This window comes from Streptomyces sp. NBC_00582 (assembly GCF_036345155.1).
Classification (GTDB): Bacteria; Actinomycetota; Actinomycetes; order Streptomycetales; family Streptomycetaceae; genus Streptomyces.
The window spans coordinates 5084338-5109234 of sequence record NZ_CP107772.1 but is presented as its reverse complement, the minus strand read 5'-3'; the positions used below and the strand labels follow the sequence as shown (position 1 = coordinate 5109234).

23 protein-coding genes are annotated in these 24897 nt (G+C 72.2%); 15 read left to right on the top strand and 8 right to left on the bottom strand.

All coding sequences use genetic code 11. The annotated features are described in order from the left end of the window. Window positions 1-16: 16 nt before the first annotated feature. The 3 genes from OG852_RS22670 to OG852_RS22660 all read right to left on the bottom strand — a co-directional run bounded on the left by OG852_RS22670 (window position 17) and on the right by OG852_RS22660 (window position 4632). The gene (locus OG852_RS22670; RefSeq protein WP_330348803.1) at window positions 17-2440 is read right to left on the bottom strand and encodes a dolichyl-phosphate beta-glucosyltransferase; all 2424 of its coding nucleotides are present in this window, start codon (window positions 2438-2440) and stop codon (window positions 17-19) included. Further along, complete coding sequence (locus tag OG852_RS22665; RefSeq protein WP_133910788.1) at window positions 2437-3141, bottom strand: GntR family transcriptional regulator; 705 nt, start codon at window positions 3139-3141, stop codon at window positions 2437-2439. Before OG852_RS22665 ends, OG852_RS22670 begins: the two co-directional genes overlap by 4 nt. 135 nt (window positions 3142-3276) lie before the next feature. Then, window positions 3277-4632, bottom strand: a complete 1356-nt coding sequence (locus tag OG852_RS22660) for an aspartate aminotransferase family protein (RefSeq protein ID WP_133910787.1) — start codon at window positions 4630-4632, stop codon at window positions 3277-3279. Window positions 4633-4776: 144 nt separating this feature from the next. Between OG852_RS22660 and OG852_RS22655 the strand changes: the two genes are divergently transcribed. The 3 genes from OG852_RS22655 (at window position 4777) to OG852_RS22645 (ending at window position 7751) form a co-directional block, all read left to right on the top strand. Continuing rightward, window positions 4777-5385, top strand: a complete 609-nt coding sequence (locus OG852_RS22655) for a type 1 glutamine amidotransferase family protein (RefSeq protein ID WP_330348802.1) — start codon at window positions 4777-4779, stop codon at window positions 5383-5385. After that, the gene (locus tag OG852_RS22650; RefSeq protein ID WP_133910785.1) at window positions 5382-5840 is read left to right on the top strand and encodes a MarR family winged helix-turn-helix transcriptional regulator; all 459 of its coding nucleotides are present in this window, start codon (window positions 5382-5384) and stop codon (window positions 5838-5840) included. The genes OG852_RS22655 and OG852_RS22650 overlap by 4 nt, the downstream gene beginning before the upstream one ends. Window positions 5841-5918: 78 nt before the next feature. Beyond that, window positions 5919-7751 (top strand): serine/threonine-protein kinase, encoded by a 1833-nt coding sequence (locus tag OG852_RS22645; protein ID WP_330348801.1) that lies wholly within the window; start codon window positions 5919-5921, stop codon window positions 7749-7751. A 76-nt stretch (window positions 7752-7827) separates the two neighbouring features. Here OG852_RS22645 and OG852_RS22640 read toward each other — a convergent pair whose 3' ends face one another. Then, window positions 7828-8574, bottom strand: a complete 747-nt coding sequence (locus tag OG852_RS22640; protein ID WP_133910783.1) for an SLATT domain-containing protein — start codon at window positions 8572-8574, stop codon at window positions 7828-7830. Between the two features lie 231 nt (window positions 8575-8805). On the opposite strand from OG852_RS22640, the gene OG852_RS22635 reads away from it, so the two are divergent. The 5 genes from OG852_RS22635 to OG852_RS22615 all read left to right on the top strand — a co-directional run bounded on the left by OG852_RS22635 (window position 8806) and on the right by OG852_RS22615 (window position 11399). Beyond that, window positions 8806-9150: a YbaB/EbfC family nucleoid-associated protein gene (locus OG852_RS22635; RefSeq protein ID WP_055633067.1), complete on the top strand. Its 345-nt coding sequence runs from the start codon at window positions 8806-8808 to the stop codon at window positions 9148-9150. Window positions 9151-9210: 60 nt separating this feature from the next. Beyond that, a complete protein-coding gene (recR, locus tag OG852_RS22630; RefSeq protein ID WP_133910782.1) occupies window positions 9211-9810 on the top strand; it encodes a recombination mediator RecR in 600 nt (199 codons plus the stop codon). Then, window positions 9803-10465, top strand: a complete 663-nt coding sequence (locus OG852_RS22625; RefSeq protein WP_133910781.1) for a DUF5063 domain-containing protein — start codon at window positions 9803-9805, stop codon at window positions 10463-10465. Before recR ends, OG852_RS22625 begins: the two co-directional genes overlap by 8 nt. Before the next feature lie 136 nt (window positions 10466-10601). Then, window positions 10602-10784, top strand: a complete 183-nt coding sequence (locus OG852_RS22620; RefSeq protein ID WP_133910780.1) for a hypothetical protein — start codon at window positions 10602-10604, stop codon at window positions 10782-10784. 108 nt (window positions 10785-10892) lie between these two features. After that, a complete protein-coding gene (locus tag OG852_RS22615; protein ID WP_330348800.1) occupies window positions 10893-11399 on the top strand; it encodes an SgcJ/EcaC family oxidoreductase in 507 nt (168 codons plus the stop codon). A 15-nt stretch (window positions 11400-11414) separates the two neighbouring features. Here the strand turns inward: OG852_RS22615 and OG852_RS22610 are convergent, their stop codons facing one another. After that, window positions 11415-12773, bottom strand: a complete 1359-nt coding sequence (locus OG852_RS22610; RefSeq protein ID WP_330348799.1) for a sensor histidine kinase — start codon at window positions 12771-12773, stop codon at window positions 11415-11417. Next, window positions 12770-13438 carry a response regulator transcription factor gene (locus OG852_RS22605; protein WP_133910777.1) on the bottom strand — a complete coding sequence of 223 codons (669 nt, stop codon included), beginning with the start codon at window positions 13436-13438 and terminating at the stop codon, window positions 12770-12772. Before OG852_RS22605 ends, OG852_RS22610 begins: the two co-directional genes overlap by 4 nt. A 218-nt stretch (window positions 13439-13656) precedes the next feature. Between OG852_RS22605 and OG852_RS22600 the strand changes: the two genes are divergently transcribed. The 4 genes from OG852_RS22600 (at window position 13657) to OG852_RS22585 (ending at window position 18147) form a co-directional block, all read left to right on the top strand. Then, window positions 13657-14928, top strand: coding sequence for an aspartate kinase (locus tag OG852_RS22600; protein ID WP_133910776.1), 1272 nt, complete (start codon window positions 13657-13659; stop codon window positions 14926-14928). After that, window positions 14928-15986 (top strand): aspartate-semialdehyde dehydrogenase, encoded by a 1059-nt coding sequence (locus OG852_RS22595; protein WP_133910775.1) that lies wholly within the window; start codon window positions 14928-14930, stop codon window positions 15984-15986. The genes OG852_RS22600 and OG852_RS22595 overlap by 1 nt, the downstream gene beginning before the upstream one ends. Window positions 15987-16411: 425 nt before the next feature. Next, on the top strand, window positions 16412-17005 hold the full coding sequence (locus OG852_RS22590) for a SigE family RNA polymerase sigma factor (protein ID WP_133911262.1): 594 nt from the start codon (window positions 16412-16414) through the stop codon (window positions 17003-17005). Then, window positions 17002-18147 carry a hypothetical protein gene (locus OG852_RS22585; protein WP_330348798.1) on the top strand — a complete coding sequence of 382 codons (1146 nt, stop codon included), beginning with the start codon at window positions 17002-17004 and terminating at the stop codon, window positions 18145-18147. Before OG852_RS22590 ends, OG852_RS22585 begins: the two co-directional genes overlap by 4 nt. Here OG852_RS22585 and OG852_RS22580 read toward each other — a convergent pair. Beyond that, window positions 18117-18926, bottom strand: coding sequence for an SURF1 family protein (locus tag OG852_RS22580; RefSeq protein WP_330348797.1), 810 nt, complete (start codon window positions 18924-18926; stop codon window positions 18117-18119). The two genes, OG852_RS22585 and OG852_RS22580, sit on opposite strands and share 31 nt — an antisense overlap. 172 nt (window positions 18927-19098) lie before the next feature. Here OG852_RS22580 and OG852_RS22575 point away from each other — a divergent pair, with 172 nt between their 5' ends. Next, a complete protein-coding gene (locus tag OG852_RS22575; RefSeq protein WP_330348796.1) occupies window positions 19099-20913 on the top strand; it encodes a S9 family peptidase in 1815 nt (604 codons plus the stop codon). An 82-nt stretch (window positions 20914-20995) separates the two neighbouring features. On the opposite strand, the gene OG852_RS22570 is transcribed toward OG852_RS22575, so the two are convergent. Next, window positions 20996-22867, bottom strand: coding sequence for an NAD-binding protein (locus OG852_RS22570; RefSeq protein WP_330351481.1), 1872 nt, complete (start codon window positions 22865-22867; stop codon window positions 20996-20998). A 188-nt stretch (window positions 22868-23055) separates the two neighbouring features. On the opposite strand from OG852_RS22570, the gene OG852_RS22565 reads away from it, so the two are divergent. Continuing rightward, a complete protein-coding gene (locus OG852_RS22565; protein ID WP_330348795.1) occupies window positions 23056-24078 on the top strand; it encodes a permease in 1023 nt (340 codons plus the stop codon). Beyond that, window positions 24075-24815: a TIGR03943 family putative permease subunit gene (locus tag OG852_RS22560; RefSeq protein WP_330348794.1), complete on the top strand. Its 741-nt coding sequence runs from the start codon at window positions 24075-24077 to the stop codon at window positions 24813-24815. The genes OG852_RS22565 and OG852_RS22560 overlap by 4 nt, the downstream gene beginning before the upstream one ends. Window positions 24816-24897: the final 82 nt, after the last annotated feature.

Sequence of the window (24897 nt, the reverse complement as noted above, 5' to 3'; positions counted from 1 at the left end):
AGAGCTCCTCCGGTCGTTAGTCGTGCAGGTCCCATACCCACACACCGTCCACCCGCCTACCGGGTCGGCCCACCAGTTTGTCCACAGTCTCACGCAGGACGTCCGCGTGGGGCTGCGGGGCCAGAACCAGCGCCCCCGCCCGCCAGTACGCCAGGTCCTGCGCCGCCGCCTCCCGCGCCGCCGTGTCGATCACCGGGGCCACCCCCGTGAACCGCGTGTCCTGGAGCAGACTCGCCGTGAAGCGGAGAGGGACCCCGTAGACACCGGTGCGGTCCCCGTCGCCGTACGGTCCGTTGAAGTAGCCGCCCGGCATCCGGAAGCCGAGACCGGCGGCGGTCTGCCAGTGCAGGGCCTCGGCGGCGCCGGGCTCGGCGAGCGGCACGGGGACCAGCGTCTCGCCGTCGCGGACGTACGCCTTCCAGGTCCCGTCCGTGAAGAAGGCCGGCACCTCGGCGCGGGGCTCCGACCGCAGGGGAGCGGGGAGGAGAGGGAGCAGGGCCAGGGCCACGGCGGCCGGTCCGGCGTAGCGGACCACCGGCCGCGGCCCCCTCGGCTCCGCGATGGCGAGCGCCACCAGCATGCCGAGCGCCGGGGCGCAGATCATCGCCACCCGGCTCTCGATCACCGACTCGAAGAGGGGAAGCCCGTCGAGGAGCGCCCAGGGGCCGGGCGCGCCGCCGATGCGGGGGCCCATCGACAGGACGGCCGCCGCGAGGACCGTGGCCGCCAGGGCCCGTACGACGGGGCGCCGGCGCCACAGCAGGACGGTGATCGCCAGGGCCAGCAGGGCGAGCGGCCAGCCGTAGAAGGCGTTCTGCTCGGTGGCGTTCAGGGAGAGGGCCCGGGTGGCCTCGGTGTCGCCCGCGAGCAGGGAGCGTTCGGCGAAGGTCAGCAGGGCGCGCAGGGAGTTGGCGGTGCCGGGGGCCGTGCCGTGGTCGATGCCGTCGTAGGACTGCGGGCCGGAGAACTGCCAGGCCAGCGGATAGACGACGAGGGGGAGGGCGACGGCGGCGGCGATCGCCAGGCCGCGCAGCAGGGGGCGTACGGCCGTCGCCGCCTCGCTCGGGCGTACGGCCGTGTAGGAGAGCGCGAACAGGAGCATGCCCAGCGCGGCCAGCAGCAGCGGTTCCTCACCGAGGAAGAACTGGTACGCCGCCATCAGGCCCAGCACCACCGCGTCCCGGCCCGTCCGGGTGCCCGTGCACAGGCGCAGGGCGCGGTCGACGATCAGCGGGATCATGAAGAGGACGACGAAGTTGGGGTGCGCGTTGGCGTGGCTGACGAACGGCGGCGCGAAAGCGGCCAGGGCGGCTCCGGCGAAGGCCGCGCCCCGGTGCGGGGTGAGGCGGTGCGCGATCAGCCGGTACCAGGCGGTGGCGGTCGCGGCGAGGCCCAGGGTCATCACCAGGCTGAGCGTGACGGCCGGACCGCACAGCAGCGTCACCGGGGTCAGCGGCACCGAGAGGCCCGGCATGGCCGTGTTGGCCATCAGGTTCACCCCGTCGGGGAAGCCCTGGAGGTCGCTGAAGAGCGGGTTGCGCAGATGGGCCACGTTGTCCGCCGTGACCGCGAAGAACCACTCCCACTGGTTCTGGTCCTGGAGGGAGTCGGTGAGATAGCGGTGCGCGGGGTCGAGGACGCGGCCCGAGTAGAGGGCGGCGGAGAAGGCCAGGAAGAGCAGGGCCGCCAGGAGGTCGACGCGGCGCAGACGGGCCAGGTCGCGCAGGAAGCGCAGGTAGTCGGGCGGGCGGACCTTCGAGCCGGGCCGGTGCGACCAGTGCACCGGCACCTCGGCCACCGGCCAGGCGGCCCGCTGGAAGTGCCGCAGCACCTCGACGTCGATGGCCCAGCCGTCGAGCCGGGAGGCGGCGAAGGCGGCGCGGGCCTTGTCGCCGTCGAACAGTTTGAACCCGCACTGGGTGTCGCGGATCCCGCGCACGGCGGTGGCCCGTATGAGCAGGTTGCCGGTCTTGCCGAGGAGTTCCCGGGCGCGGTGCTGGCGGTCGCCCAGGGTGGCGCCGGGCACGGCACGGGAGCCGACGGCCGCCGCGTGACCCTCGGCGAGCGCGCGTTCCAGACGGGCCAGCTCGGCCACGGGAGTGGCGAGATCGGCGTCGGTCATGAGGATCCGGCGGCCCCGGGTGGCGGCGACACCGAGCCGGAGGGCGTGGCCCTTGCCCCGGCCCTCGCCGGTGACGGCCCGGACGCGCGGGTCGCGGCGGGCGGCGACCAGATCGGCGGTGGCGTCCGTGGAACCGTCGTCGACGACGACGATCTCCCAGCCGGCCCCGGCGTCGTGACGGTTCTGTTCGAGGTGGTCCACCAGGGCGTCCAGAGTGGGCCCCAGCCGCCGCTCCTCGTCCCGGGCCGGGACGACCACGGACAGCTCGACGGTCCCGGTGCCGGTCTCGGTCTCCCGGTCGGCGGCGGGCGCCGTCATTCCGCCGCCAGTCGCTCGATGAGGGCGACGGAGTCGGCGTTGTACTCGGCGAGCATCCTGCGGGCCGTGACGGTGTCGCGCCGATACAGGGCATCCACGAGATCCGTGTGGCCCGACCACAGATGTCCGCGCAGATCGGTCAGCCGTCGCAGATGCTGGACCGCGCACACCCAGCTCTGCAGCCGCAGCCGGTGCAGGAAGTCGGCGAGATGGGGGTTGCCGAAGAAGTCGCTGAGCTCACGCCAGAAGCGCAGGTCGTAGCCGATGAGGACGGTGAGGTCACCGGCGGCCGCGGCCCGCTGGGCCTCCTCGCCGCGTCGCCGTACCCCGTTGATGGCGGCGGCGACCCGCTCCGGGGAGCCCGACTCACGGACGGACTCCCGGCCCTCCTCCAGCCGCAGGAACATCCCCTCGATGATCAGCGAGCGCGCCTCGATCATGCCCCGGTAGTCCTCCACGGAGTACTCGTGGACGCGGAACCCCCGGTGCTGGTCGGCGTCCAGCAGCCCCTGCGCCGAGAGGTCCACCAGCGCCTCGCGGACCGGGGTCGCCGAGACGCCGTACTGCTCGGCGATCTCCTTGACCGTGAACTCCTGCCCGGGTTGCAGCCGGCCCGCCAGCACCTCGTCGCGGAGCGCGTCGGCGATCTGCTGCCGCAGGGTGCTGCGCGTCACGGCGCCGTTGCCGCTGCTGCCGGGCATCTTCGGGGCGTCTCCCTACGGGCGTACGGACGGAAAGTGGCGTGCTCGTCGTTATGTACGAGCACGCCACCTTACGCGTTCGGAGATTTCAAGCCCCTACACGCGTAGCGTGCGTCCGCTGTCCCCGCCCTGTGCCTACCCGGTGTACTCGTCGGCGACCGAAAGGGCCTGGTCAAGGGCCGCGAGGCCCTCCTTCACCTCGGACTCCGAGACGTTCAGCGGGGGCACGAAATGCGTCCGGTTCATGTTCAGGAAGGGCCACACCCCGGCCTTCTTCGCGGCCGCGCCGAAGGCCGCCATCGCCGCGTTCGCCTCGCCGGCCGCGTTGTACGGGACGAGCGGTTCGCGGGTCTCGCGGTCCTTCACCAGCTCCAGGGCCCAGAACATGCCCACGCCCCGTACGTCGCCGACGCTCGGGTGCCGCTCGGCCAGCGCCCGCAGCCCCGGCTCGACGACGGACGCGCCGAGGTCGCGCGCGTTCTCGACGATCCCCTCCTGCGCCATCACCTCGAGGGTGGCGACGGCGGCGGCACAGGCCAGCGGATGCCCGGAGTACGTCAGCCCGCCCGGGTAGGGGCGCCTGCCGAAGGTCTCGGCGATGGCGCCGGAGATCGCGACCCCGCCGAGCGGGACATAGCCGCTGTTCACGCCCTTGGCGAAGGTCATCAGGTCGGGGACGACCCCGAACAGGTCGGCGGCGAACCACTCACCGGTGCGCCCGAACCCGGCCATCACCTCGTCCAGGACGAAGACGATCCCGTACGTGTCGCAGATCTCGCGGACGCCGGCGAGATAGCCGGGCGGCGGGACCATGATCCCGGCCGTGCCCGGGACGGTCTCCAGGACGATCGCGGCGATCGTCGCCGGCCCCTCGAAGGCGATCGTCGTCTCCAGGTGCTCCAGGGCCCGCGCGCACTCCTGCTCCTCGGTCTCGGAGTAGAAGCGGGAGCGGTAGAGGAAGGGCGCCCAGAAGTGCACGACTCCGGCGGAGGCGCTGTCGGAGGCCCAGCGGCGCGGGTCGCCGGTGAGGTTGATCGCCTGCTGGGTGCCGCCGTGGTAGGAGCGGTAGGCGGAGAGGACCTTCGGGCGGCCCGTGTGCAGGCGGGCCATCCGCAGGGCGTGCTCGACGGCGTCCGCGCCGCCGTTGGTGAAGAAGATCTTGTCCAGGTCGCCCGGGGTGCGCTCGGCGATCAGCCGGGCCGCCTCGGAACGGGCCTCGACGGCGAAGGCGGGCGCGAAGGTGGTCATCCGGGCCGCCTGCTCCTGGATCGCGGCGACGACCTTCGGATGCTGGTAGCCGATGTTGGCGTAGACGAGCCCGCTGGTGAGGTCGAGGTAGCGCTTGCCGTCGTAGTCCCAGAAGTACGACCCCTCCGCGCCGGCCACGGCGAGCGGGTCGATGAGCTCCTGCGCTGACCAGGAGTGGAAGACGTGCGCACGGTCCGCGGCCTTCACGGCGGCGCCGGTCCGGGAGTCGGTCTGAGGGGTCATGGCCGGGAGCGTAGGAGGGGGGTGCGGGGCGGCGGTATCGGCGTTTCGTTCCGTGCGGGAGGGGATTCCACGACAGGTTGTCGGGAGTGGGGAGGGGAGCCGGGGGTATTTGACAGCATGCTGTCTAAGTGACAGCCTGTTGTCATGACTGGAAAGCCTGTGCATCTCGCCGTGTACGACACGCTCGCCGACTGGGAGACGGGGCACGCGACCGCGTACCTCGCCCGCGCCGGGTACGAGATCCGCACGGTCGGTCCCTCCGAGGAGCCGGTGGTGAGCATCGGCGGACTGCGCGTCCTGCCCGACCTGGCCCTGGACGCCGTACGGCCCGAGGACAGCGGCCTGCTGATCCTGCCGGGCGCCGACCTCTGGGACACCACCGACGACCTCGCGCCCTTCGCCCGCAAGGCCCGCGAGTTCCTCGCCGCCGGCACCCCCGTCGCCGCGATCTGCGGCGCCACCGCCGGACTCGCCCGCGAGGGCCTGCTCGACGACCGCGCCCACACCAGCGCCGTCTCCTTCTATCTGGCCGCGACGGGCTACGGCGGCGGCGAGCGGTACGTCGAAGCCGATGCCGTGACCGACGGCGGACTGATCACCGCCGGGCCGACCGAGCCCGTCGCCTTCGCCCGGGAGGTCCTCGGACTCCTCGGGGTGTACGAGGGCGAGGTGCTGGACGCCTGGTACCGGCTGTTCCACGACTCCGACCCGTCGGCCTACGCCGTGCTGGAGAAGGCGACGGCCGACCGGTGAGCGACCCGCACCAGGAACTGCTCAGCCGCGGCGCCCTCGGGGTGTTCCGGCTGAACGGGCAGTTCCTCGCCGTCGCCGAGGAACTCGCCCGGCCCGCCGGGATCAGCGCCGCCTGGTGGCAGGTGCTGGGCGCGGTGCTGAAGGAGCCGCTGCCGGTGGCGGGGATCGCCCGGGTCATGGGCATCACCCGGCAGAGCGTGCAGCGCATCGCCGATCTGCTGGTCGGCAAGGGGCTGGCCGAATACCGCCCCAACCCGGCCCACCGCCGGGCCAAGCTGCTGGCGCCCACCCCGGAGGGACTGGCGGCCGTCGCCCGGATCGACCCCGGGCACGCGGCCTTCGCCGACCGGCTGGCGGCGGCCTACGGGGCGGCGGAGCTCGCCGAGGCCGTCCGGGTGCTGGAGCGGCTGGCCGAGGTGCTGGACGGACTCGAACCCCCCGTTACGGAACCGTAGACATCGCGCCACACGACTCCCCGAAGGGCCGGTTTATCCTCGGCTCGATCGCAAGTGTGGGGGGAAGGTGAGGCGACCATGGAGAAGCTGGGTCCGGAGGATCCACAGCGCATCGGGGCCTACCGGCTGCTCGCACGGCTGGGCGCCGGCGGGATGGGGCGGGTCTACCTGGCCCGTTCCGACCGGGGGCGGACCGTCGCGGTCAAGCTGGTCAAGCCCGAGCTGGCCGCCCGCGAGGAGTTCCGGGCGCGGTTCCGGCAGGAGGTGCGCAACGCGCAGCGGGTCGGGGGCTTCTGGACCGCGCCCGTCCTCGACGCCGACACCGAGGCCGCCGTGCCCTGGGTCGCCACCGGCTATGTCGCCGGGCCCAGCCTCCAGCAGGTCGTCTCGCAGGACCACGGCCCGCTGCCCGAGCGGTCGGTCCGCATCCTCGCCGCCGGTCTCGCGCACGCGCTCACCAACATCCACGCCGCCGGGATCGTCCACCGCGATCTGAAGCCGTCCAATGTGATGGTCACCATCGAGGGACCCCGCGTGATCGACTTCGGGGTCGCGCGGGCGCTGGAGTCGGTCAGCGACAGCGGCCTCACCCGGACCGGCGCGGTCGTCGGCTCACCCGGCTTCATGGCCCCCGAGCAGGTGCGCGGCGAGCCGATCACGCCCGCCAGCGACGTCTTCTGCCTCGGCTCCGTCCTCGCCTACGCGACCACCGGCGCCCTCCCCTTCGGCGGCACCGAGGGCGGGGCGCACGCCCTGATGTTCCGCATCGCGGAGGATGAACCCGACCTCACCGGGGTGCCCGAGGGCATGGCCGACCTGGTCCGTGCCTGTCTGCGCAAGGACCCCGCGGCCCGCCCCTCCCTGGCCTGGATCCTGGAACGCACCGGCACCGGGGACACCCTCGTCGACGGCCACTCCCGAGAGCCCTGGCTGCCGGGCGCCCTGGTGGCCCAGCTCGGGCAGCACGCCGTACGGCTGCTGGAGGTGGAGGACCCGGAGGGGGCCCCGGAGCACAGCGGACGGCAGAGTTACGGCCAGGGCGCGCCCGGGGCCGTAACCCGCCCGTCGGCCGGGGGTCCCGGCGCCGCCCCGCCGCCGCCCGCCCCCGCCGCCGTACCGCACCCGGCGTACGGGCACACCCAGCAGCACCCGCAGGCCGGCTACGGCCATCAGGCGCCGTACAACCCGTACTCGGGCGACTTCGGCGGGACCCAGGGGTCCTCTCCGTACAGCCCCTCGCCGTACGGTGCCGAGTCTTCCGTGGGGGCGCCACCGCCGTACGCCCCGCACACCCCCCACACCTCTCACGACTCCTCTTACGACTCCTACGACGACGAGCCCGAGCCGTCGCGCCGCAGTCGCCGTACGACCGTGCTGCTGACGACGATCGCGCTGGTCGTCGCGCTCGCGGCGGGAGGGTCCGTGTACGGGCTGATGAGCGGTGGCGGCTCCTCGGACGACAAGGCGGGCCCGTCGCCGAGCCGTACGGCCGGCACCGGGCCGTCCGACTCCACCCCCTCCGAGGACGAGTCGTCCTCCCCCTCGCCGTCCGCGTCCGCGACGGGCGGCGGCGCGATCCCGACCGGCTACCTCGGCACCTGGACCACCACGATCGACAACGAGACCGGCAAGAACACCCGTCGGCTGGTCATCAAGCAGGGCAAGGTCGGGGACGCGGTGCTCTCGCTCGTCGCCGACGGGGACTCGTACCACTGCGAGTTCACCGCCGAGCTCTCCGAACGCCCGGACGGCAAGGGCCCGTTGGAGATCGGTCCGTCCACCGTCACCTCGGGACAGCCCCGTTCGTCCTGCACACCGGGTGCGGCCACCGAGGTCACGCTCCTGTCCGACGGCAGGCTGCAACGAATCAACGCCGACACGGGGGAGAAGCTGACGTACCGCCGCGGATGAACGTCCGGCGAACGTCCGTGAATGTCACCCACCCGGGTTGGAATCCCCTTCCGTCAAGAGGAGTGCCCTGGGCACCTCACCGCGGCTCCGGCGGCCGCTGACGTGGCATGTTCGGCCGGGAATTGGCGCCGGGAGGCATCGGGAACCGTCCCTGGACCCCCGCGTCCTGCCGCCCCCCGGACACCACCGCCGACTGGATCCCCAACGGCGCCGGTCCCGTCCGGAACTCCACCATCCAGTCCGCCGTCTCCGCCCGCACCAGCTCCATCACGTCCTCCGAGAACCGCCGCAGCACCGCCAGACACCGCTCCGCCGCCTCACTCGCCGTCCCGTCCGCGGGCCCCAGCACCTCCCGCACACTCTCGCTCGCCCAGTCGAACTGCAGCACCTGCAACCGCCGCTGCACCGCCTGCGCCGTCGCCACATCCCTTATCCACCCGGACGTCACCCCGAAGAACCGGTCCACCACCACGCACGCCGCCGCGAGCAGCAGCGCCAGATACCCCCAGGGCGCCACCCCGCCCACCACCCCGGTGAGATCGAGCAACGGCAGCCCCGCCCCCGCGACCGCCCCGGTCGCCGCACCGCCGCGCAGCACCCGCGCCCCCCGCCGCTTCCACACCCGGTCCGCGAGATACCAGGCCGCCGTCTGCAGCGCCCCCCGCTCCACCCACCGGTACAGCTCGTCCAGCCGCTCCGCCGGCTCGCCCCAGTCCCCGAGCGGGAGCGTCCGCCCGGTCAGATCGCCCGGCCGCAGCCCGGCCGCACCCTCGCCCCGCCCGTCCTGAGGCGGACCCTCGGGCTGCATCTCCGGCTGACCCACGGCACTCCCTTATGACTCAGTGACTCCGCGTAACGTCTGATGCTGATGTGCCGGCCCCTTCCTACCTCCCTATGGGTGGCGAAGGGGAAGCTTTCGTCGCTTTTCCGCCCGGAAGTGGGGCTTGATCAGGTATACGCCGCTGGGCAGACTCACTCGAAAGAGTGGCGGGGCGATGCGCTACCGGAGCACGTAGGCTCGTGCAGGAAAGCACAACGCAGACAGGAGCTGATCGTGATTCCCGGTGGTGGCCAGCCCAATATGCAGCAGTTGCTCCAGCAGGCCCAGAAGATGCAGCAGGACCTGGCCCGTGCCCAGGAGGAGCTCGCGAACACCGAGGTCGACGGGCAGGCGGGCGGCGGCCTGGTGAAGGCGACGGTGACGGGCTCCGGCGAGCTGCGGGCGCTGAGGATCGACCCGAAGGCGGTGGACCCGGAGGACACGGAGACCCTCGCCGACCTGATCGTGGCGGCCGTCCAGGCGGCCAACCAGAACGCGCAGACGCTCCAGCAGCAGAAGCTCGGCCCGCTGGCCCAGGGTCTGGGCGGCGGCAGCGGCATCCCCGGGCTGCCTTTCTAAGACGGGCCCCGGCCAACTACCGTACGTACTGCAAGGAACCCCAGGAAGGACGGCAGTCCGTTGTACGAAGGCGTGGTCCAGGACCTCATCGACGAGCTGGGGCGGCTGCCCGGCGTCGGTCCCAAGAGCGCGCAGCGGATCGCCTTCCACATCCTGCAGGCGGAACCGACGGACGTACGGCGGCTCGCGCAGGCCCTCATGGAGGTCAAGGCGAAGGTCCGCTTCTGCGCGACCTGCGGGAACGTGGCGCAGGAGGAGCTGTGCGGCATCTGCCGCGACGCCCGCCGCGATCCGACGGTCATCTGCGTCGTGGAGGAGCCCAAGGACGTGGTGGCGATCGAGCGGACCCGTGAGTTCCGGGGCCGGTACCACGTCCTGGGCGGAGCGATCAGCCCGATCGAGGGCGTCGGCCCCGACGATCTGCGCATCAGGGAACTGCTGGCCCGTCTCGCGGACGGCACGGTCACGGAACTGATCCTCGCCACCGACCCCAACCTGGAGGGCGAGGCGACCGCCACCTACCTCGCCCGCATGATCAAGCCCATGGGCCTGAAGGTCACCCGCCTGGCCAGCGGCCTCCCGGTGGGTGGCGACCTGGAATACGCGGACGAGGTCACCCTCGGCCGCGCCTTCGAGGGGAGACGACTCCTAGATGTCTGACGCCACGCTGCACGCGACCGACCAGAACCCGGACGACTTCGCGGTCCAGATCGCGGACCAGGTGGAGAGCTTCCTGGTGGCCGTCACGGAAGTGGCCAAGGGCGACGAGCCGGGCTCAGCCGTTCCCTTCCTGCTCCTGGAGGTCTCCCAGCTCCTCCTCGCGGGCGGCCGTCTCGGCGCGCACGAGGACATCGTCCCCGACGAGCGCTACGAGCCCGACACGGGCCCGGACGCCGACGTGGACGAGCTCCGCGAGAACCTCGCGCGCCTCCTCGACCCGGTCGACATCTACTCCGAGGTCTTCGACCCCTACGAGCCCCGCAAGGCGCCCGTCCCGGCCCGGATCTCCGACGACCTCGCCGACGTCATCACCGACCTCCGTCACGGCATGGCCCACTACCGCGCCGGCCGCACCACGGAGGCCCTGTGGTGGTGGCAGTTCTCCTACTTCTCCAACTGGGGCTCCACCGCCTCCGCCACCCTGCGCGCCCTGCACTCCGTCCTCGCCCACATCCGCCTCGACCAGCCCCTCCAGGAGCTCGACGGCCTGGACACCGACCAGGGCGTCGGCGACGACACCCTGGAGTTCGAGGCGGGCCGGGTGATGGAGGAGGAGATCGCGGAAAAGCTGGGCCTGGGCCGCCCGACCGGCTGATCCATGGAGGAAGCGGTCCGACGGTGTAGCTGACTACACCATCGGTTCGGGAGTGTGCTCTCTCCTTTGCGCAGGTCGGAGCCGGGATCGTGGTTCTCGTCAGCGAGAAGGCCATCGATCCCCAAGGACTCCCGCCATGAAGTCGCTCCTCTCCTCCCGTCCCGTCCTGTGGTTCCTCTTCCTGTTCAACCTGGTCGTCGCCGCCGCCGCACCGTTCGTGGCGGACGGATCGCAGGGTGTGCTGACCGCGGTGGGGATGGGCGTCGTCTCGCTCGGGGCCGGCGTCGGCCTGCTCCGGGGCCGACGGGCCGCCGCCTGAGAATTGGACGCCCCCTGGACGTCCGCTGTACGTCCGCTGCACGGGCCCTAACCGGCCGGACGCGAGTCTTGAGTCATCCCAACAGGCACCAGCCGCACAGGAGTTGCGATGACCCGCAAGACCCGCATACGCGCCGCCCTCGTCACCGCCACCGCCCTCGTCACCGCCGCCACGGTGACGGCGGGAGTCAGCGCGGCCGGCTCCGAGAAGGCCCACACGACGCACAAGCCCAGCAAGAAGCAGATCGCCGCCCTCTTCGACGGCTGGAACGCCGCGCTGCGGACCGGCGACCCGGAGAAGGTCGCCGACCGCTACGCCAAGGACGCGGTGCTGCTGCCCACCCTCTCCAACAAGGTCCGCACGGACCGCGCCGGCATCGTCGACTACATGGAGCACTTCCTCCAGAACAAGCCGGTCGGCAGGAAGATCGAGACGCACATCAACGTCCTCGACGGCAACTCCGCCCTCGACTCCGGCGTCTACGAGTTCACGCTCACCGACCCCGCCACCGGCAAGAAGCGTGCCGTCGAGGCCCGTTACACCTACGAGTACGAGAAGCGCGGCGGCAAGTGGCTCATCGTGAACCACCACTCGTCCGCGATGCCCGAGAGCTGAGCGGTCCTTTCGGGTTCACCCGGTGCGCGGTGCGGCCCGTAGCGTGATCCTCACGCACAGGCCCCCGCCCGGCGCGTCCGTCAGGGCCACCGTCCCGCCGTCGTCGGTCACCAGCTGTCTGACGACGGCGAGGCCGAGACCGGAGCCGGACCGCCCGGTCAGGCCCTGACCGCGCCAGAAGCGGTCGAAGGCGCGGGACTTCTCCGCGTCCGACATGCCCGGTCCCCCGTCCGCGACGGAGAGGACCACCTCCCGCGCACCGGATCCGGGCTCCAGCCGTACGGTGATCGTCCCGCCGTCCGGCGAGACCTCCAGCGCGTTCGAGAGCACGTTGTCCAGCACCTGGTCCAGATGACCGGGGCTGGCCAGCACAGACGGCCGGCCGTCGACACCACTCCCCCTGAGCGCGATGGTGACTCCGCGCTCGTCGGCGGCCGGTCTCCACACCGTGAGGCGTTCGTCCACGATGTCCATCAGCGGCAGCGGCTCCGCGTCCGTCACCTTCGCCTCGGCCCGGGCCAGTACCAGCAGGCCGTTCACCAGCCGGCTCATCCGGACGACCTCGGCGGTCGCCTGCTCCACATCCTCCCTGACGAACTCGTCGTCCACGCCGTCCGCGATGTTGTCCAGCGACAGCCGCAACGCCGTGAGCGGGGTCCGCAGTTGGTGGGAGGCGTCCGCGACGAAGATGCGCTGCGAGGCGACCAGCGTGTCCAGGCGTTCGGCGCCCTGGTTGAGGGTGCGGGCGAGGGTCTGCGTCTCCGCGGGGCCCGTCACCGGGGAGCGCGCGGTCAGATCGCCGTCGCTGAACTTGCTGGCCATGGAGTTGAGTTCGCGCAAGGGTGCGGTGATCCGGCGGGCGGCGTAGGCGCCGATCGCGGCGGCCGCCGCCAGGACGAGCACAGCGAGCCCGGCCCGGAAGCCCCAGATCTGCCACAGGCGGCGGGTCATGTCCGAGGTCGAGTAGACGATCCGCACGGCCGCGTCCCCCTGGGCGGGGACGGTCACGGTGAGCTGCTCGCCCCAGATGAAGTCGGAGCCCCAGTCGGTGGTCGGCTCGTTCTTCTGCACGGCCCGGGCCAGCGCCGCGTCCTCGGCGGGTCGGTGCAGGTCGGGGGTGCAGCTGCTGGTCGGGGTGACCTGGACGTCGCCGGGGGTCTCCTGGCCGTATGCCTCGGCCACCTCGGTCAGGGCCTCGCAGGAGATGGTGTCGCCCCCTCCGAGCAGCAGGGCCATGGTGGCGGCCTCGCGCTGGACGGACAGCTCGGTGTCGTCGCGGAGCTGCTTGGTGAGGGTGAAGGCGACCGGCACCGTGAACAGCAGGATGGCGACCGCGACGAGCAGGATGTAGCTGCGGATGAGCTGGCGGTTCACGTCGTGAGCTCCAGCCGGAAGCCGACCCCGCGCACCGCCTCGATGGTGACGACCCCCGCGAGTTTGCGCCGCAGCGCCGCCACATGGACGTCGAGCGTCTTGGTCGGGCCGAACCAGTTCGCGTCCCAGACCGCTTCCATGATCTGCTCGCGGGACATCAGCGCGCCCGGCTCCTCGGTGAGGAACGCCAGCAGGTCGTACTCCTTGGGCGCGAGGGCGACCTCCGCGCCGTCCACGTGCACCCGGGCCGCCTTGCGGTCGATCGTCAGCCGTGCGCCGTAGCGGTCGGGACCGCTCTCGGCGGCCGTACGGGGCTGCGCGCGCCGCATCACGGCCCGTATCCGCGCGATGACCTCCCGGACTCCGAAGGGCTTCGAGACGTAGTCGTCCGCGCCGAGCTCCAGGCCCACCACCCGGTCCGTCTCGTCGCTGCGGGCGCTGATCACGATGATCGGCACGTTCCCGCGCTCGCGCAGCGCCTTGCACACGTCGAGGCCGTCGGTGTCGGGCAGGCCCAGGTCGAGGAGGACGACGTCGTAGGGGCCGGCGTGGGCGAGGGCGGCGGCGCCCGTGGTGACCCAGTCGACCTCGAAGCCGTAGCGCCTCAGTCCGCGCCGCAACGACTCGGCGACCGGCTCGTCGTCTTCCACCAGGAGTACATGCACAGTCGCACGATAGTGCGAGCGAACTGCTTGAAACTTAATTCACAGCTATCACTTTCGTTTCAGTGGGAAGGGAAGCCTGCGAACGGGTGTCCGGCGCACCGCGATCACATCTCACGATGCGGTACTCGGGGGGTGAGTTTCGGGCGCTCGTTAGACTGAGCCGACCGCAGTACAAGGGCGTATGTGCGGAATGAAGACAAACTGAGCGAGGAGCGCACGTGGGCCTTGTCGTGCAGAAGTACGGAGGCTCCTCCGTAGCCGATGCCGAGGGCATCAAGCGCGTCGCCAAGCGGATCGTGGAAGCGAAGAAGAACGGCCACCAGGTGGTCGTCGTCGTTTCCGCGATGGGCGACACGACGGACGAGCTGATCGATCTCGCCGAGCAGGTGTCACCGATGCCTGCCGGGCGTGAGTTCGACATGCTGCTGACCGCCGGAGAGCGGATCTCCATGGCCCTGTTGGCCATGGCGATCAAAAACCTGGGTCACGAGGCCCAGAGCTTCACCGGAAGCCAGGCAGGCGTCATCACCGACTCGGTCCACAACAAAGCCCGGATCATCGATGTCACGCCGGGCCGTATCCGGGAGTCCCTCGACAAGGGCAACATCGCCATCGTCGCCGGGTTCCAGGGTGTCAGCCAGGACAAGAAGGACATCACGACCCTGGGTCGCGGTGGCTCCGACACGACCGCCGTCGCCCTCGCCGCCGCGCTCGACGCCGAGGTCTGCGAGATCTACACCGACGTCGACGGTGTGTTCACCGCCGACCCGCGCGTGGTGAAGAAGGCCCGGAAGATCGACTGGATCGCCTTCGAGGACATGCTGGAGCTCGCGGCCTCCGGCTCCAAGGTGCTGCTCCACCGCTGTGTGGAGTACGCCCGCCGCTACAACATCCCGATCCATGTCCGGTCCAGCTTCAGCGGACTTCAGGGCACCTGGGTCAGCAGTGAGCCGATTGGGGACCAGAAGGTGGAGCAGGCCATCATCTCCGGTGTCGCGCACGACACCTCCGAGGCCAAGATCACGGTCGTCGGTGTGCCGGACAAGCCGGGCGAGGCCGCCGCGATCTTCCGGACGATCTCCGACGCCGAGATCAACATCGACATGATCGTGCAGAACGTGTCCGCCGCGTCGACCGGCCTGACGGACATCTCCTTCACGCTCCCCAAGGCCGAGGGCCGCAAGGCCATCGACGCCCTGGAGAAGAACAAGTCCGGCATCGGCTTCGACTCGCTGCGCTACGACGACCAGATCGGCAAGATCTCGCTGGTCGGCGCGGGCATGAAGACCAACCCCGGCGTCACCGCCGACTTCTTCACCGCGCTGTCCGACGCGGGGGTGAACATCGAGCTGATCTCGACCTCCGAGATCCGTATCTCGGTCGTCACCCGCGCCGACGACGTCAACGAGGCGGTCCGCGCCGTGCACAGCGCCTTCGGGCTCGACTCCGACAGCGACGAGGCCGTCGTCTACGGAGGCACCGGGCGCTGATGCCCGGGACACATCGGCCGACGCTCGCGGTCGTGGGGGCGACCGGGGCCGTCGGCACCGTCATGCTCCAGATCCTGTCCCAGCGGGCGGACATCTGGGGCGAGATCCGTCTCGTCGCCTCGCCGCGCTCGGCCGGCCGCAAGCTGGCCGTGCGCGGTGCGGAGACCGAGGTCGTGGCCCTGTCGGAGGACGCCTTCGACGGGGTCGACATCGCCCTGTTCGACGTCCCGGACGAGATCGCCGCGCGTTGGGCGCCGATCGCCGCCGCCCGGGGCGTGGTCGTCGTGGACAACTCCGCCGCCTTCCGGATGGACCCGGACGTGCCGCTGGTCGTCCCCGAGGTCAATCCGCACGCCGTGCACATCCGGCCGCGCGGGATCGTCGCCAACCCCAACTGCACCACCCTGTCGATGATCGTCGCCCTGGGCGCGCTGCACGCCGCGTACGGGCTGCGCGAGCTGGTGGTGTCCTCGTACCAGGCGGTCAGCGGGGCCGGGCGGGCCGGGGTGGAGACGCTCCGGCAGCAGATGTCGCTGGTGGCCGGCACCGAGCTGGGGACCTGCCCCGGTGACGTACGCCGGGCGGTCGGGGAGAACACCGGGCCCTTCCCGGAGCCGGTCGCGCTGAACGTCGTGCCGTGGGCCGGGTCGCTGCGCGAGGACGGCTGGTCGTCGGAGGAGATGAAGGTGCGGGACGAGTCCCGCAAGATCCTCGGACTGCCGAAGCTTCCGGTGGCCGTGACCTGTGTCCGGGTGCCGGTCGTCACCACGCACTCCCTCACCGTCCACGCCCGCTTCCAGGACACGGTCACCGTGGACGGCGCCCGCGAGATCATCGCCACCGCGCCCGGGGTCGTGCTGTTCGACAACCCGGAGGCGGGGGAGTTCCCCACGCCCGCCGACGTCGTCGGCACCGATCCGACCTGGGTGGGCCGGGTCCGGCGGGCCCTGGACGATCCGACCGCCCTGGAACTGTTCGTCTGCGGGGACAATCTGCGCAAAGGGGCCGCGCTCAACACCGCCCAGATCGCGGAGCTGGTGGCGGCCGAGCGGAACTGACTCGTCGGTCAGGAGCGAGAGACGGCGCCGGGTCGGGGCCTGTGCGCAAATGCGCTGGCCAGGGCCATGCCAAAGTGTGAGCCGGTCGATGGTTCGGACCACTTGTTTCGGACAGCGTTGTCGTTTGAAGATTGTCCTAAGACTTCCTCCCCGTTCTGCGCAACCGCGCGCAGGGCGGGGAGCGTCTTTGCGGTCCCGGCGTGGGGACGCCGTGATCCGGGCGTGGGGACGCCCGTTCATATGGGATACAAGGGAAGAGCGGGACACATGAGACGGGTAGGCGTGGCCTCGTCCGACGGAAAAGTGACGCCCGGCACGTACAACCTCCACGGGGGGACGTGTGTCCAACTGGCGTGGCAGAGGTACTCGAACTTCCCAGGACACGTGCCGTCCTGCGACCCCGTGTCGCCGGGGCACCCGGCGGCATGCCGGTGATCGCGCCCATGCCCGCAGCGCGGCCCACCCGCATCCCCAGCCAGCGTGACGGCGCCGACCAGTCCGCCTCCGCCGAGAACACCGTGGCCGCCGGTACCACCGTCGACCACCTCACCGAGACCTACCGGGCCCACTACCGCTCGCTGCTCGGTCTCGCCGCCCTCCTCCTCGACGACACCGCCTCCTGCGAGGACGTCGTCCAGGAGGCCTTCATCCGCGTCCACTCCGCGCGCAAACGCGTCCGCGACCCGGAGAAGACCCTCGCCTATCTGCGCCAGACCGTCGTCAACCTCTCCCGCTCCGCCCTGCGCCGCCGCATCCTCGGACTGAAGCTGCTGTCCAAGCCGATGCCGGACATGGCCAGCGCGGAGGAGGGCGCCTACGACCAGCTCGAGCGCGACTCGCTCATCAAGGCGATGAAGGGCCTCCAGCGCCGCCAGCGCGAGGTCCTCGTGCTGCGCTACTTCGCCGACATGACCGAGGCCCAGGTCGCCGAGACCCTCGGCATCTCCCTGGGGTCGGTCAAGGCCTACGGCTCACGCGGCATAGCCGCCCTGCGCATCTCGATGGAGGCGTCGGCGTGAACGACGAGGCCGAGGGCCGCGACTCGCACGAGCGCCACGAACCGTACGCGTGGCACGAGCCGATGCGGCCGGACACAGACGACCCGAAGCAATCGCACGCTGGGAACGAAACCGTGAACCACCACCTCGACGACCAGGGCCGGGGCGGGCTCGACTCGGACGAGCTGGCACTGCGCCGGATGCTGCACCAGGCGGTCCAGGAGATGGAGCCGCGCGAGGGGAGCCTGGACCATCTGCGCCGGGCCGTCCCCGCCCGCCGCGCCCGCAAGCGGCAGGCCGCCGTCGGCATGGCCGCCGCGGCGCTCTTCGTCGGCACCGCCGTCCCCGCCGTCCTGCACGTCTCCGCCGCCGGCGGCTCCGACGCCAACCCCGCCATCGCCGGCCAGGCCTCCCAGGCCCAGGGCGGCACCAGTCAGGGCAAGGGCCCCGACGGGACCACCGGCGGCAAGGTCGGCGACTCCTCCGGCAAGACCGACGAGCAGGGCAAGGGCGGCAGCACCGAGACCGGCGAGAGCAAGGGCACCGGCAGCACCGGCGCCTCCAGCGGCAGCGCGTCCTCCTCGACCGCCGCCGACTCCGCCGCCGCCTGCACCGCCTCCCAGCTCGGCTCCACCTCCGCGAACGTGGCCGGCGCCGACTCCGCCGGGATCGTCTACGGCACCTTCCGCGTCGCCAACGTCTCCGACTCGGCCTGCACCGTCGCCGGTGCCGTCACCCTCACCCCGGCCGCCCAGGGCGCCGCCGACCCGACGAAGATCACCGTTGTGCAGCACGCCTCCGGCGACGCGGCGGCCGGCCTGCCCGACCCCTCCCTCTACGTCACCCAGTACGTCCTCGCGCCGGGGTCCGCGTACGAGGTGAAGTTCGCCTGGCAGCCGACCGAGACCTGTCCGACCACGAGCACCAGCGGCGGCAGCACCGGAGGCGAGACCTCGCCCTCCCCGTCGCCGACCGAGCAGTCGAGCACCACGGGTGACACCTCCACGGGCGTCAGCAGCCAGCTGCTCACCGAGGACGGCACCGCCGACGGCAGCGTGGTCGTGGCCTACACCGCGGACGACGGCTCCACGACCGTCTCGGCGACCGTGCCGAACGCCTGCGCGGGGACGGTCTACCGGACGGGCGTGCTGGCGTCCTCCTGAGCCACCACCGCCTCGGACCCCTCGGGAGCGATCCCGAGGGCCGCGTCCCGTGCGAACTCCACCTCGCGGCGCAGCAGCCGGAACCACATGAACACCACGAACCCGGCGAAGACGAACCACTCGCCGGTGTAGCCCAGGTTCTGGAACGCCTTCAGATCCAGCCCCGTGTTCGGGGCCGCGCTCACCGGCACCGTCCTCATGCCGCTGTCGGCGCGGTCGAGGGTGACCCACGCGTCGTAGACGTCGTACGGCACGAGGTTGACCAGGGAGGCGGCGCTGATCGCCGCGGTCTGCCCGGACGGCAGGCCGCCCTCGGCGCTCACGCCGTTGTCACCCGGCTGCTCGGAGGCCTGGAGCGCGCCGGTCACGGTGACCTCGCCGGAGGGCGGCGCGGGCGCCTTCGCGGCGTCCGCCGTGCCGGGCAGCCAGCCGCGGACGACGGGCAGGGCCTTGCCGCCGTCGGTGCGCAGCAGGGTCAGCACATAGAAGCCGTTCCTGCCGTCCAGCTCACGGCCGGGCACCAGCAACTGCCTTCCGTACCGGCCGACGGCGGTGACCTGCTTGCCGGAGGTCGCCTTGTCCACGGGCAGCAGCTCCGCGAGCGGCCGGGCCGCCTCCTCACGGTCGGTCTCGGCCCGGGCCTTCGCCGTCCGGTGGTCGTCGACCCGCGCCTCGAACCGGCTGAGCTGCCAGGACCCCATGAACACACAGAAGGGGATCGCCAGCAGCACGAAGACGTTGATCCCCCACCAGCGGGGCGTCAGCAGGAACCGGTACACGCCACCACGGTACGTGGCACGGCCGAGGTGCCCGGGCGCGGGGTCGGCACGCCTCGGTCGCCAGTTGTTGCAGTCACCACAGAAAATCGTCTGACCTGCGCGGATGTAAAGGTTATCCACAGGCCGCGCCCAGCGGAGGTCGTTTGTCGCCGAGGGCGGGCAGTATGGGTCCATGACTGAGAGCTACGGGTCCGCCGCGCCGGGGCGGCACGAGGAGACGCCGGACTGGGAGAAGCGCTTCAGGGCGCCCAGGGTGTCATTGCCGGACTGGGCGGAGGACACGCCCGACCGTTCCCTGTTCGTCTCCAATGCGACGGGTACGTATGAGCTGTACGCCTGGGACCGGGCCACCGGCGAGCAGCGGCAGGTGACGCAACGGGCGAACGGCACGACGGACGGCGTGCTCTCCCCGGACGGCGCGTGGATCTGGTGGTTCGACGACAAGGACGGCGACGAGTTCGGCGTCTGGCGCCGGCAGCCGTTCGAGGGCGGCGAGGACGAGCTGGCCACCCCCGGCCTCGACCCGTCGTACCCGGCGGGCCTCGCGCTCGGCCGCGACGGACGGACGGCGGTGGTGGGCCGTTCGACCGACGAGGAGGGGACGACGATCCATGTGGCACGGGTCGGCGAGGCGCCCTTCGAGCTGTACCGCCACCGGGAGTCGGCGGGCGTCGGGGACCTCTCCCACGACGGCACGCTGATCGCGATCGAGCACACCGAGCACGGCGACGCGATGCACTCCGCGCTGCGGGTGGTGCGCCCGGACGGCACGCGGGTCGCCGAGCTGGACGACACCGACGGCGGCAAGGAGGAGCTGGGCCTGGAGGTCCTGGGCTTCGCCCCGGTGGACGGCGACACCCGGCTGCTGATCGGACACCAGCGGCGCGGCCGCTGGGAACCGCTCGTGTGGGACGTGGCCACGGGCGAGGAGACCGACCTGGCGCTGGACCTGCCGGGTGACGTCAGCGCCGAGTGGTACCCGGACGGCTCCGGGCTGCTCATCGCGCACAGCTTCGAGGCGCGCAGCGAACTCTTCCGCTACGACCTGGCGGGCGGCGGTCTCGAGCGGGTGCCGACCCCGCGGGGCACGGTCTCGGGGGCGACGGCGCGGCCGGACGGCAGCGTGGAGTACCTGTGGTCCTCGGCCGCCGAGCCGCCGGTGGTCCGCTCGACGACCGGGCAGGTCGTCCTCGACCCGCCCGGGATGAAGTCCCCGGGCTCGGTCGCCGTGGAGGACGTGTGGGTGGAGGGCCCCGGCGGCCGGATCCACGCGCTGGTCCAGAAGCCGGCGGGGGCGAGCGGGCCGCTGCCGACCGTCTTCGACATCCACGGCGGTCCGACCTGGCACGACAGCGACGCCTTCGCGGCGGCGCCGGCGGCCTGGGTGGACCACGGGTACGCGGTGATCCGCGTCAACTACCGCGGCTCCACGGGGTACGGGCGGGCCTGGACGGACGCGCTGAAGGTGCGGGTCGGTCTGATCGAGCTGGAGGACATCGAGGCGGTCCGGGAGTGGGCCGTGTCGTCGGGTCTCGCCGACCCCGCCCGGCTGATCCTCACCGGCGGCTCCTGGGGCGGCTACCTCACCCTCCTCGGGCTCGGCACCCAGCCGGACGCGTGGACGCTGGGGATCGCGGCGGTGCCGGTCGCGGACTACGTCACGGCGTACCACGACGAGATGGAGGCGCTGAAGGCGATGGACCGGACGCTGCTCGGGGGCACCCCGGAGGAGGTGCCGGACCGCTTCGAGGCCTCGTCGCCCCTGACGTACGTCGACGACGTCAAGGCGCCGGTCTACATCTCTGCGGGGGTGAACGACCCGCGCTGCCCCATCCGCCAGATCGACAACTATGTGAAGCGGCTGGAGGCCCGGGGGGCCGTGCACGAGGTGTACCGCTACGACGCCGGGCACGGGTCACTGGTCGTCGACGAGCGGATCAAGCAGGTCCGGCTGGAACTGGAGTTCGCGGAGAGGTACCTGAAGTAAGGGGCGCGGTGTCGGGCGCGGGCGCGTGGGAGCTGATCGCGCAGTTCCCCGCGCCCCTGGGGAGTCGCAGTCCCGCTGCCCCCTACCGGCCTGACGCCCTGCCCCGCCTGCCCAGCAGTTCCGCCAACCCCCTCCGTGTCGCCGCCAGCACCACCCGGTCCGAGTCCCGCAGGACATACGTGTCCGGGAGGTCCCACACCAAGCCGTCCCCGCCCTCACCGGTGTCCAGTGCCAGCACCCGCCACAGCCCCGCCCGGAAGGCCTCCCCGACCGTCCGGCCCGTGAGCTGTGCGCACTCCCCGACCCGCAGGGCGGCGAACAGCAGCACCCGCCGCTCCACCGGGATCGCCCCCAGGATCTGCCGCCCCATCATCGCCCCGGCGAACGAGGGCGCCGCCAGATGCGACACGCTCCGGCTCCGGGTCAGCGCCTGCGGATGCGCGGCCCGCAGGGTGCGGTACACGGCGGTCGCGAAGTCGTCGTCGTACAGCCGCAGCACCACCCGCAGATCGGGCCGCAGCGTCCGGGCGTACAGCGCGGCCTCCAGGTTCGTCGTGTCGGAGCTGGTCACCGCGAGCAGCGCGTGCGCCCGGTGGATCTTCGCCGCCTCCAGCACCCCCTCCTGCGTGACGTCCCCCAGCACCACCGGCACCCGCAGCCGCCGCGCCACCGCGAGCCCGCGTGCCTCGGGCCCCGCCTCCACGCACACCACGGGGATGTTCAGCTCCCGCAGCCGGGTCAGCACCCGGGTGCCGATCTTCCCCACCCCGAGCAGGACGACATGTCCGCCGAGCCCGCGCGGCGGCCGCCGCAGCGACCCCGCCCCGCGGAACGTCCCGAGCGCCTCCAGCACCGCCGCCAGCAGCACCGGCAGCAGCAGCAACCCCATCAGCCCGGACAGCAGTTGCAGCACCTGACGGGCCGTACTCGCCCCGATCGCCGGATCGTTGATGGCGAACAGGTCCAGCAGGGTCAGATACAGCGCGCCCAGCGGATGGATCCCGGTCACCACCCACAGCGCCACCGCCAGCGCGAGCACACACGCCACGAGGCCGGCCAGCGACAGCCGCAGCCGGCGGGAGAACAGGGTGGCGAAGGGGGCCACGGTCCCGAGGCCCCGGCCCGTCTGCGGGGCGGGACGGGTCGAGTACGACACCTGCTCCAGCTCCACCGCGCCGCGCCGCCCGGCCGCCTCCCGTACCGTCTCCGCGTCCGGCAGCAGCAGCGGCCCCTGGTCCCCACTGCTCTCGGAACCGTCCGCGAAGGCGGGGTCGGCCGTGTTCGCCGACAGCAGCGCGAGCGTGGGGCGGCCACCGGCGGGCTCACCCGGTGGGCGTTCGACCGCGCGCAGCATCAGCCCGTCCGTCTGGACGACCTTGGTGGTGCCGGCGACGGCGGACGCGGCCAGCGCGGGCGCGGCGGTGTCGGCGTCGGACAGCACGGTGGTCGAGGCGTCACCCCCGGCCGAGGGGTTGCCGCCGGCGGCCAACGCGGCCGCCTGGTCGAGGAGTTCCTCGATGTGCAGGCCCAGCCGTCGGTTGTACAGCCGCAGGACCAGCCGGAGCCGCGGGTTGAGCCGACGGGCGGTGAGGGCGGCGCGGATGTTGGTCTCGTCGTCCTCGTACACGAGCGCGAGGGCGGCGGCCCGCTCCACGCCCGCCTCGGCGAGCACGGCCTCGGTGGGCTCGACGGCCTCCAACGTCCGCTGCCCGGTGGAGGGTTCACCGGGGGCGGGGGCGGGGGCGGGGGCGGGGCCGTTGCCGGCGGCCCGGCTGACCGCCGCGCTCACCACCCGGTCGAGCAGCGCCGCCGACACCGCGCGGGCCCGCCCGACGACCGGCGGCCGCACCGAGCGCTCGGCGGGCGGTACGACGAGCGTGACCTGCTCCTCGTAGACGCCCCGGAGTTCGGCGGCGAGCCGGTGCGCGAGCCCGTCGTCGCCGCACACCACCATGTGCGCGCCGATGGCACCCGTCGCCCTGCCCTGACCCGGAACGCTCCCCGCGTGACTCCCCACGAGGAAGAAGACTGCCGTACCGGGACGGAAGGTTCCACAGGCCCGGTGAACGTGCCGCGCACGCCTGCCGTATGAAGGGGGGGACAAGGGATAAGCCGGAACCGGAACCCGGAGGTGCCCGACCCGTGGCCATCACCAAAGCGGCCCCGCAGGACGGGGACACCCGCCGGGACACCGCCCCCGTGCCCCCCGAGGAGCCCCGCCGGCTGACCTCGCCCCTCGCCCTGACCCTGCTCCTGCTGCTCCTCGTGCTGCTCCAGAGCCCCGTCCGGCGGGCCCTGTCCGCGCCGGTGATGCAGAGCTGGACGACGGTGTTCGTGGCGGTGGTGATCCAGGCCCTGCCGTTCCTGGTGCTCGGCGTGCTGCTGTCGGCGGCGATCGCGGTGTACGTGCCCCCGTCGTTCTTCGCCCGCGCCCTGCCCTCCCGCCCCGCGCTGGCCGTGCCGGTCGCCGGGATGGCGGGGGCGGTGCTGCCGGGCTGCGAGTGCGCCTCGGTGCCGGTCGCGGGGGCGCTGGTGCGCCGGGGGGTGACCCCGGCGGCGGCCCTCGCCTTCCTGCTCTCCGCCCCCGCCATCAACCCGATCGTGCTCACGGCGACGGCCGTGGCCTTCCCCCGGAACCCGGAGATGGTCCTGGCCCGGTTCGTCGCGAGCCTGCTGGTGGCGTGTGCGATGGGGTGGCTGTGGCAGCGGGTGGGCCGCACGGACTGGATGCGGCCCCCTGCGCACACCCATCACGAGGGGCAGACCAGGGGCGCCGCGTTCTGGGACTCGGTGCGGCACGACGTGATGCACGCGGGCGGCTTCCTGGTGGTGGGCGCGATGGCGGCGGCGACCCTGAAGGCGGTCGCGCCGGAGAGCTGGCTGCGTACGGCGGCCGGCAACCCGTTCGTCGCGGTCCTGGCCCTCGCGCTGCTCGCGGTGATCCTGTCCATCTGCTCGGAGGCGGACGCCTTCGTGGCCGCGTCCCTGACCCAGTTCTCCCTGACGGCCCGGCTCGCGTTCCTGGTCGTCGGCCCGATGATCGACCTCAAGCTGTTCGCGATGCAGGCCGGCACCTTCGGCCGCGGCTTCGCGCTCCGCTTCGCGCCCATGACCTTCGCCCTGGCCGTCGTGTCGGCCGTACTGACGGGAGCGGTCCTGCTGTGAACCGACAGTCCCAGGCGGCCGTGCTCTTCCTCCTCGGCGCGGCCCTCCTGCACGCAGGCACCACCGACCTCTACCTCCGTTACGTCAAGGCGGGCCTGCGGCCGCTGCTGCTGGCGTCCGGCGCGATCCTGATCGTCGCGGCGCTGGCGACGGCGTGGTACGAGCGCCGCAGGGGGAAGGAGGGGCAGGCCGATGCCCCCGACGGGACGCACCGCGAGCAGCACACCCACCCCGAACCCCGGATCTCCTGGCTGCTGATCCTCCCCCTCCTCGCCCTGATCCTCGTCGCCCCGCCGGCCCTGGGCTCCTACAGCGCGACCCGCACCGGTACGGCCCTGCAGGAACCACTCGCCTATCCGGCCCTCCCGGCCACCGACCCGCTGCCCCTCGGCCTCGTCGACTACGCGGGCCGCGCCGTCTACGACCACGGCCGTTCCCTCGAAGGCCGCCGCGTCGAGCTCACCGGTTTCATCGCCCTGGACCACGACGGCACCCCCTACCTGGTCCGTATGGCCCTCAACTGCTGCGCCGCGGACGCCCAGCCGGTCAAGGTCGCCCTCACCGGCGCCATCCCGCCGGTCCTCCAGCCCGACACCTGGCTGACCGTCACCGGCACCTACACCGCCCGCCGCACCCATGACCCCGTCAACAACGGCCCCATCCCCTACCTCCGGGTGACGTCCGCCAAGCCGACACCCGAACCCCGGGACCCGTACGACGAGTCGTACAACAACTGATCGGGCCGTCCGCCGTCACCTCCCGGCCAAAACCACCCATTTGCACACCAGGAGTTCGGCGGTCATCCGCTCCTCACCCGCG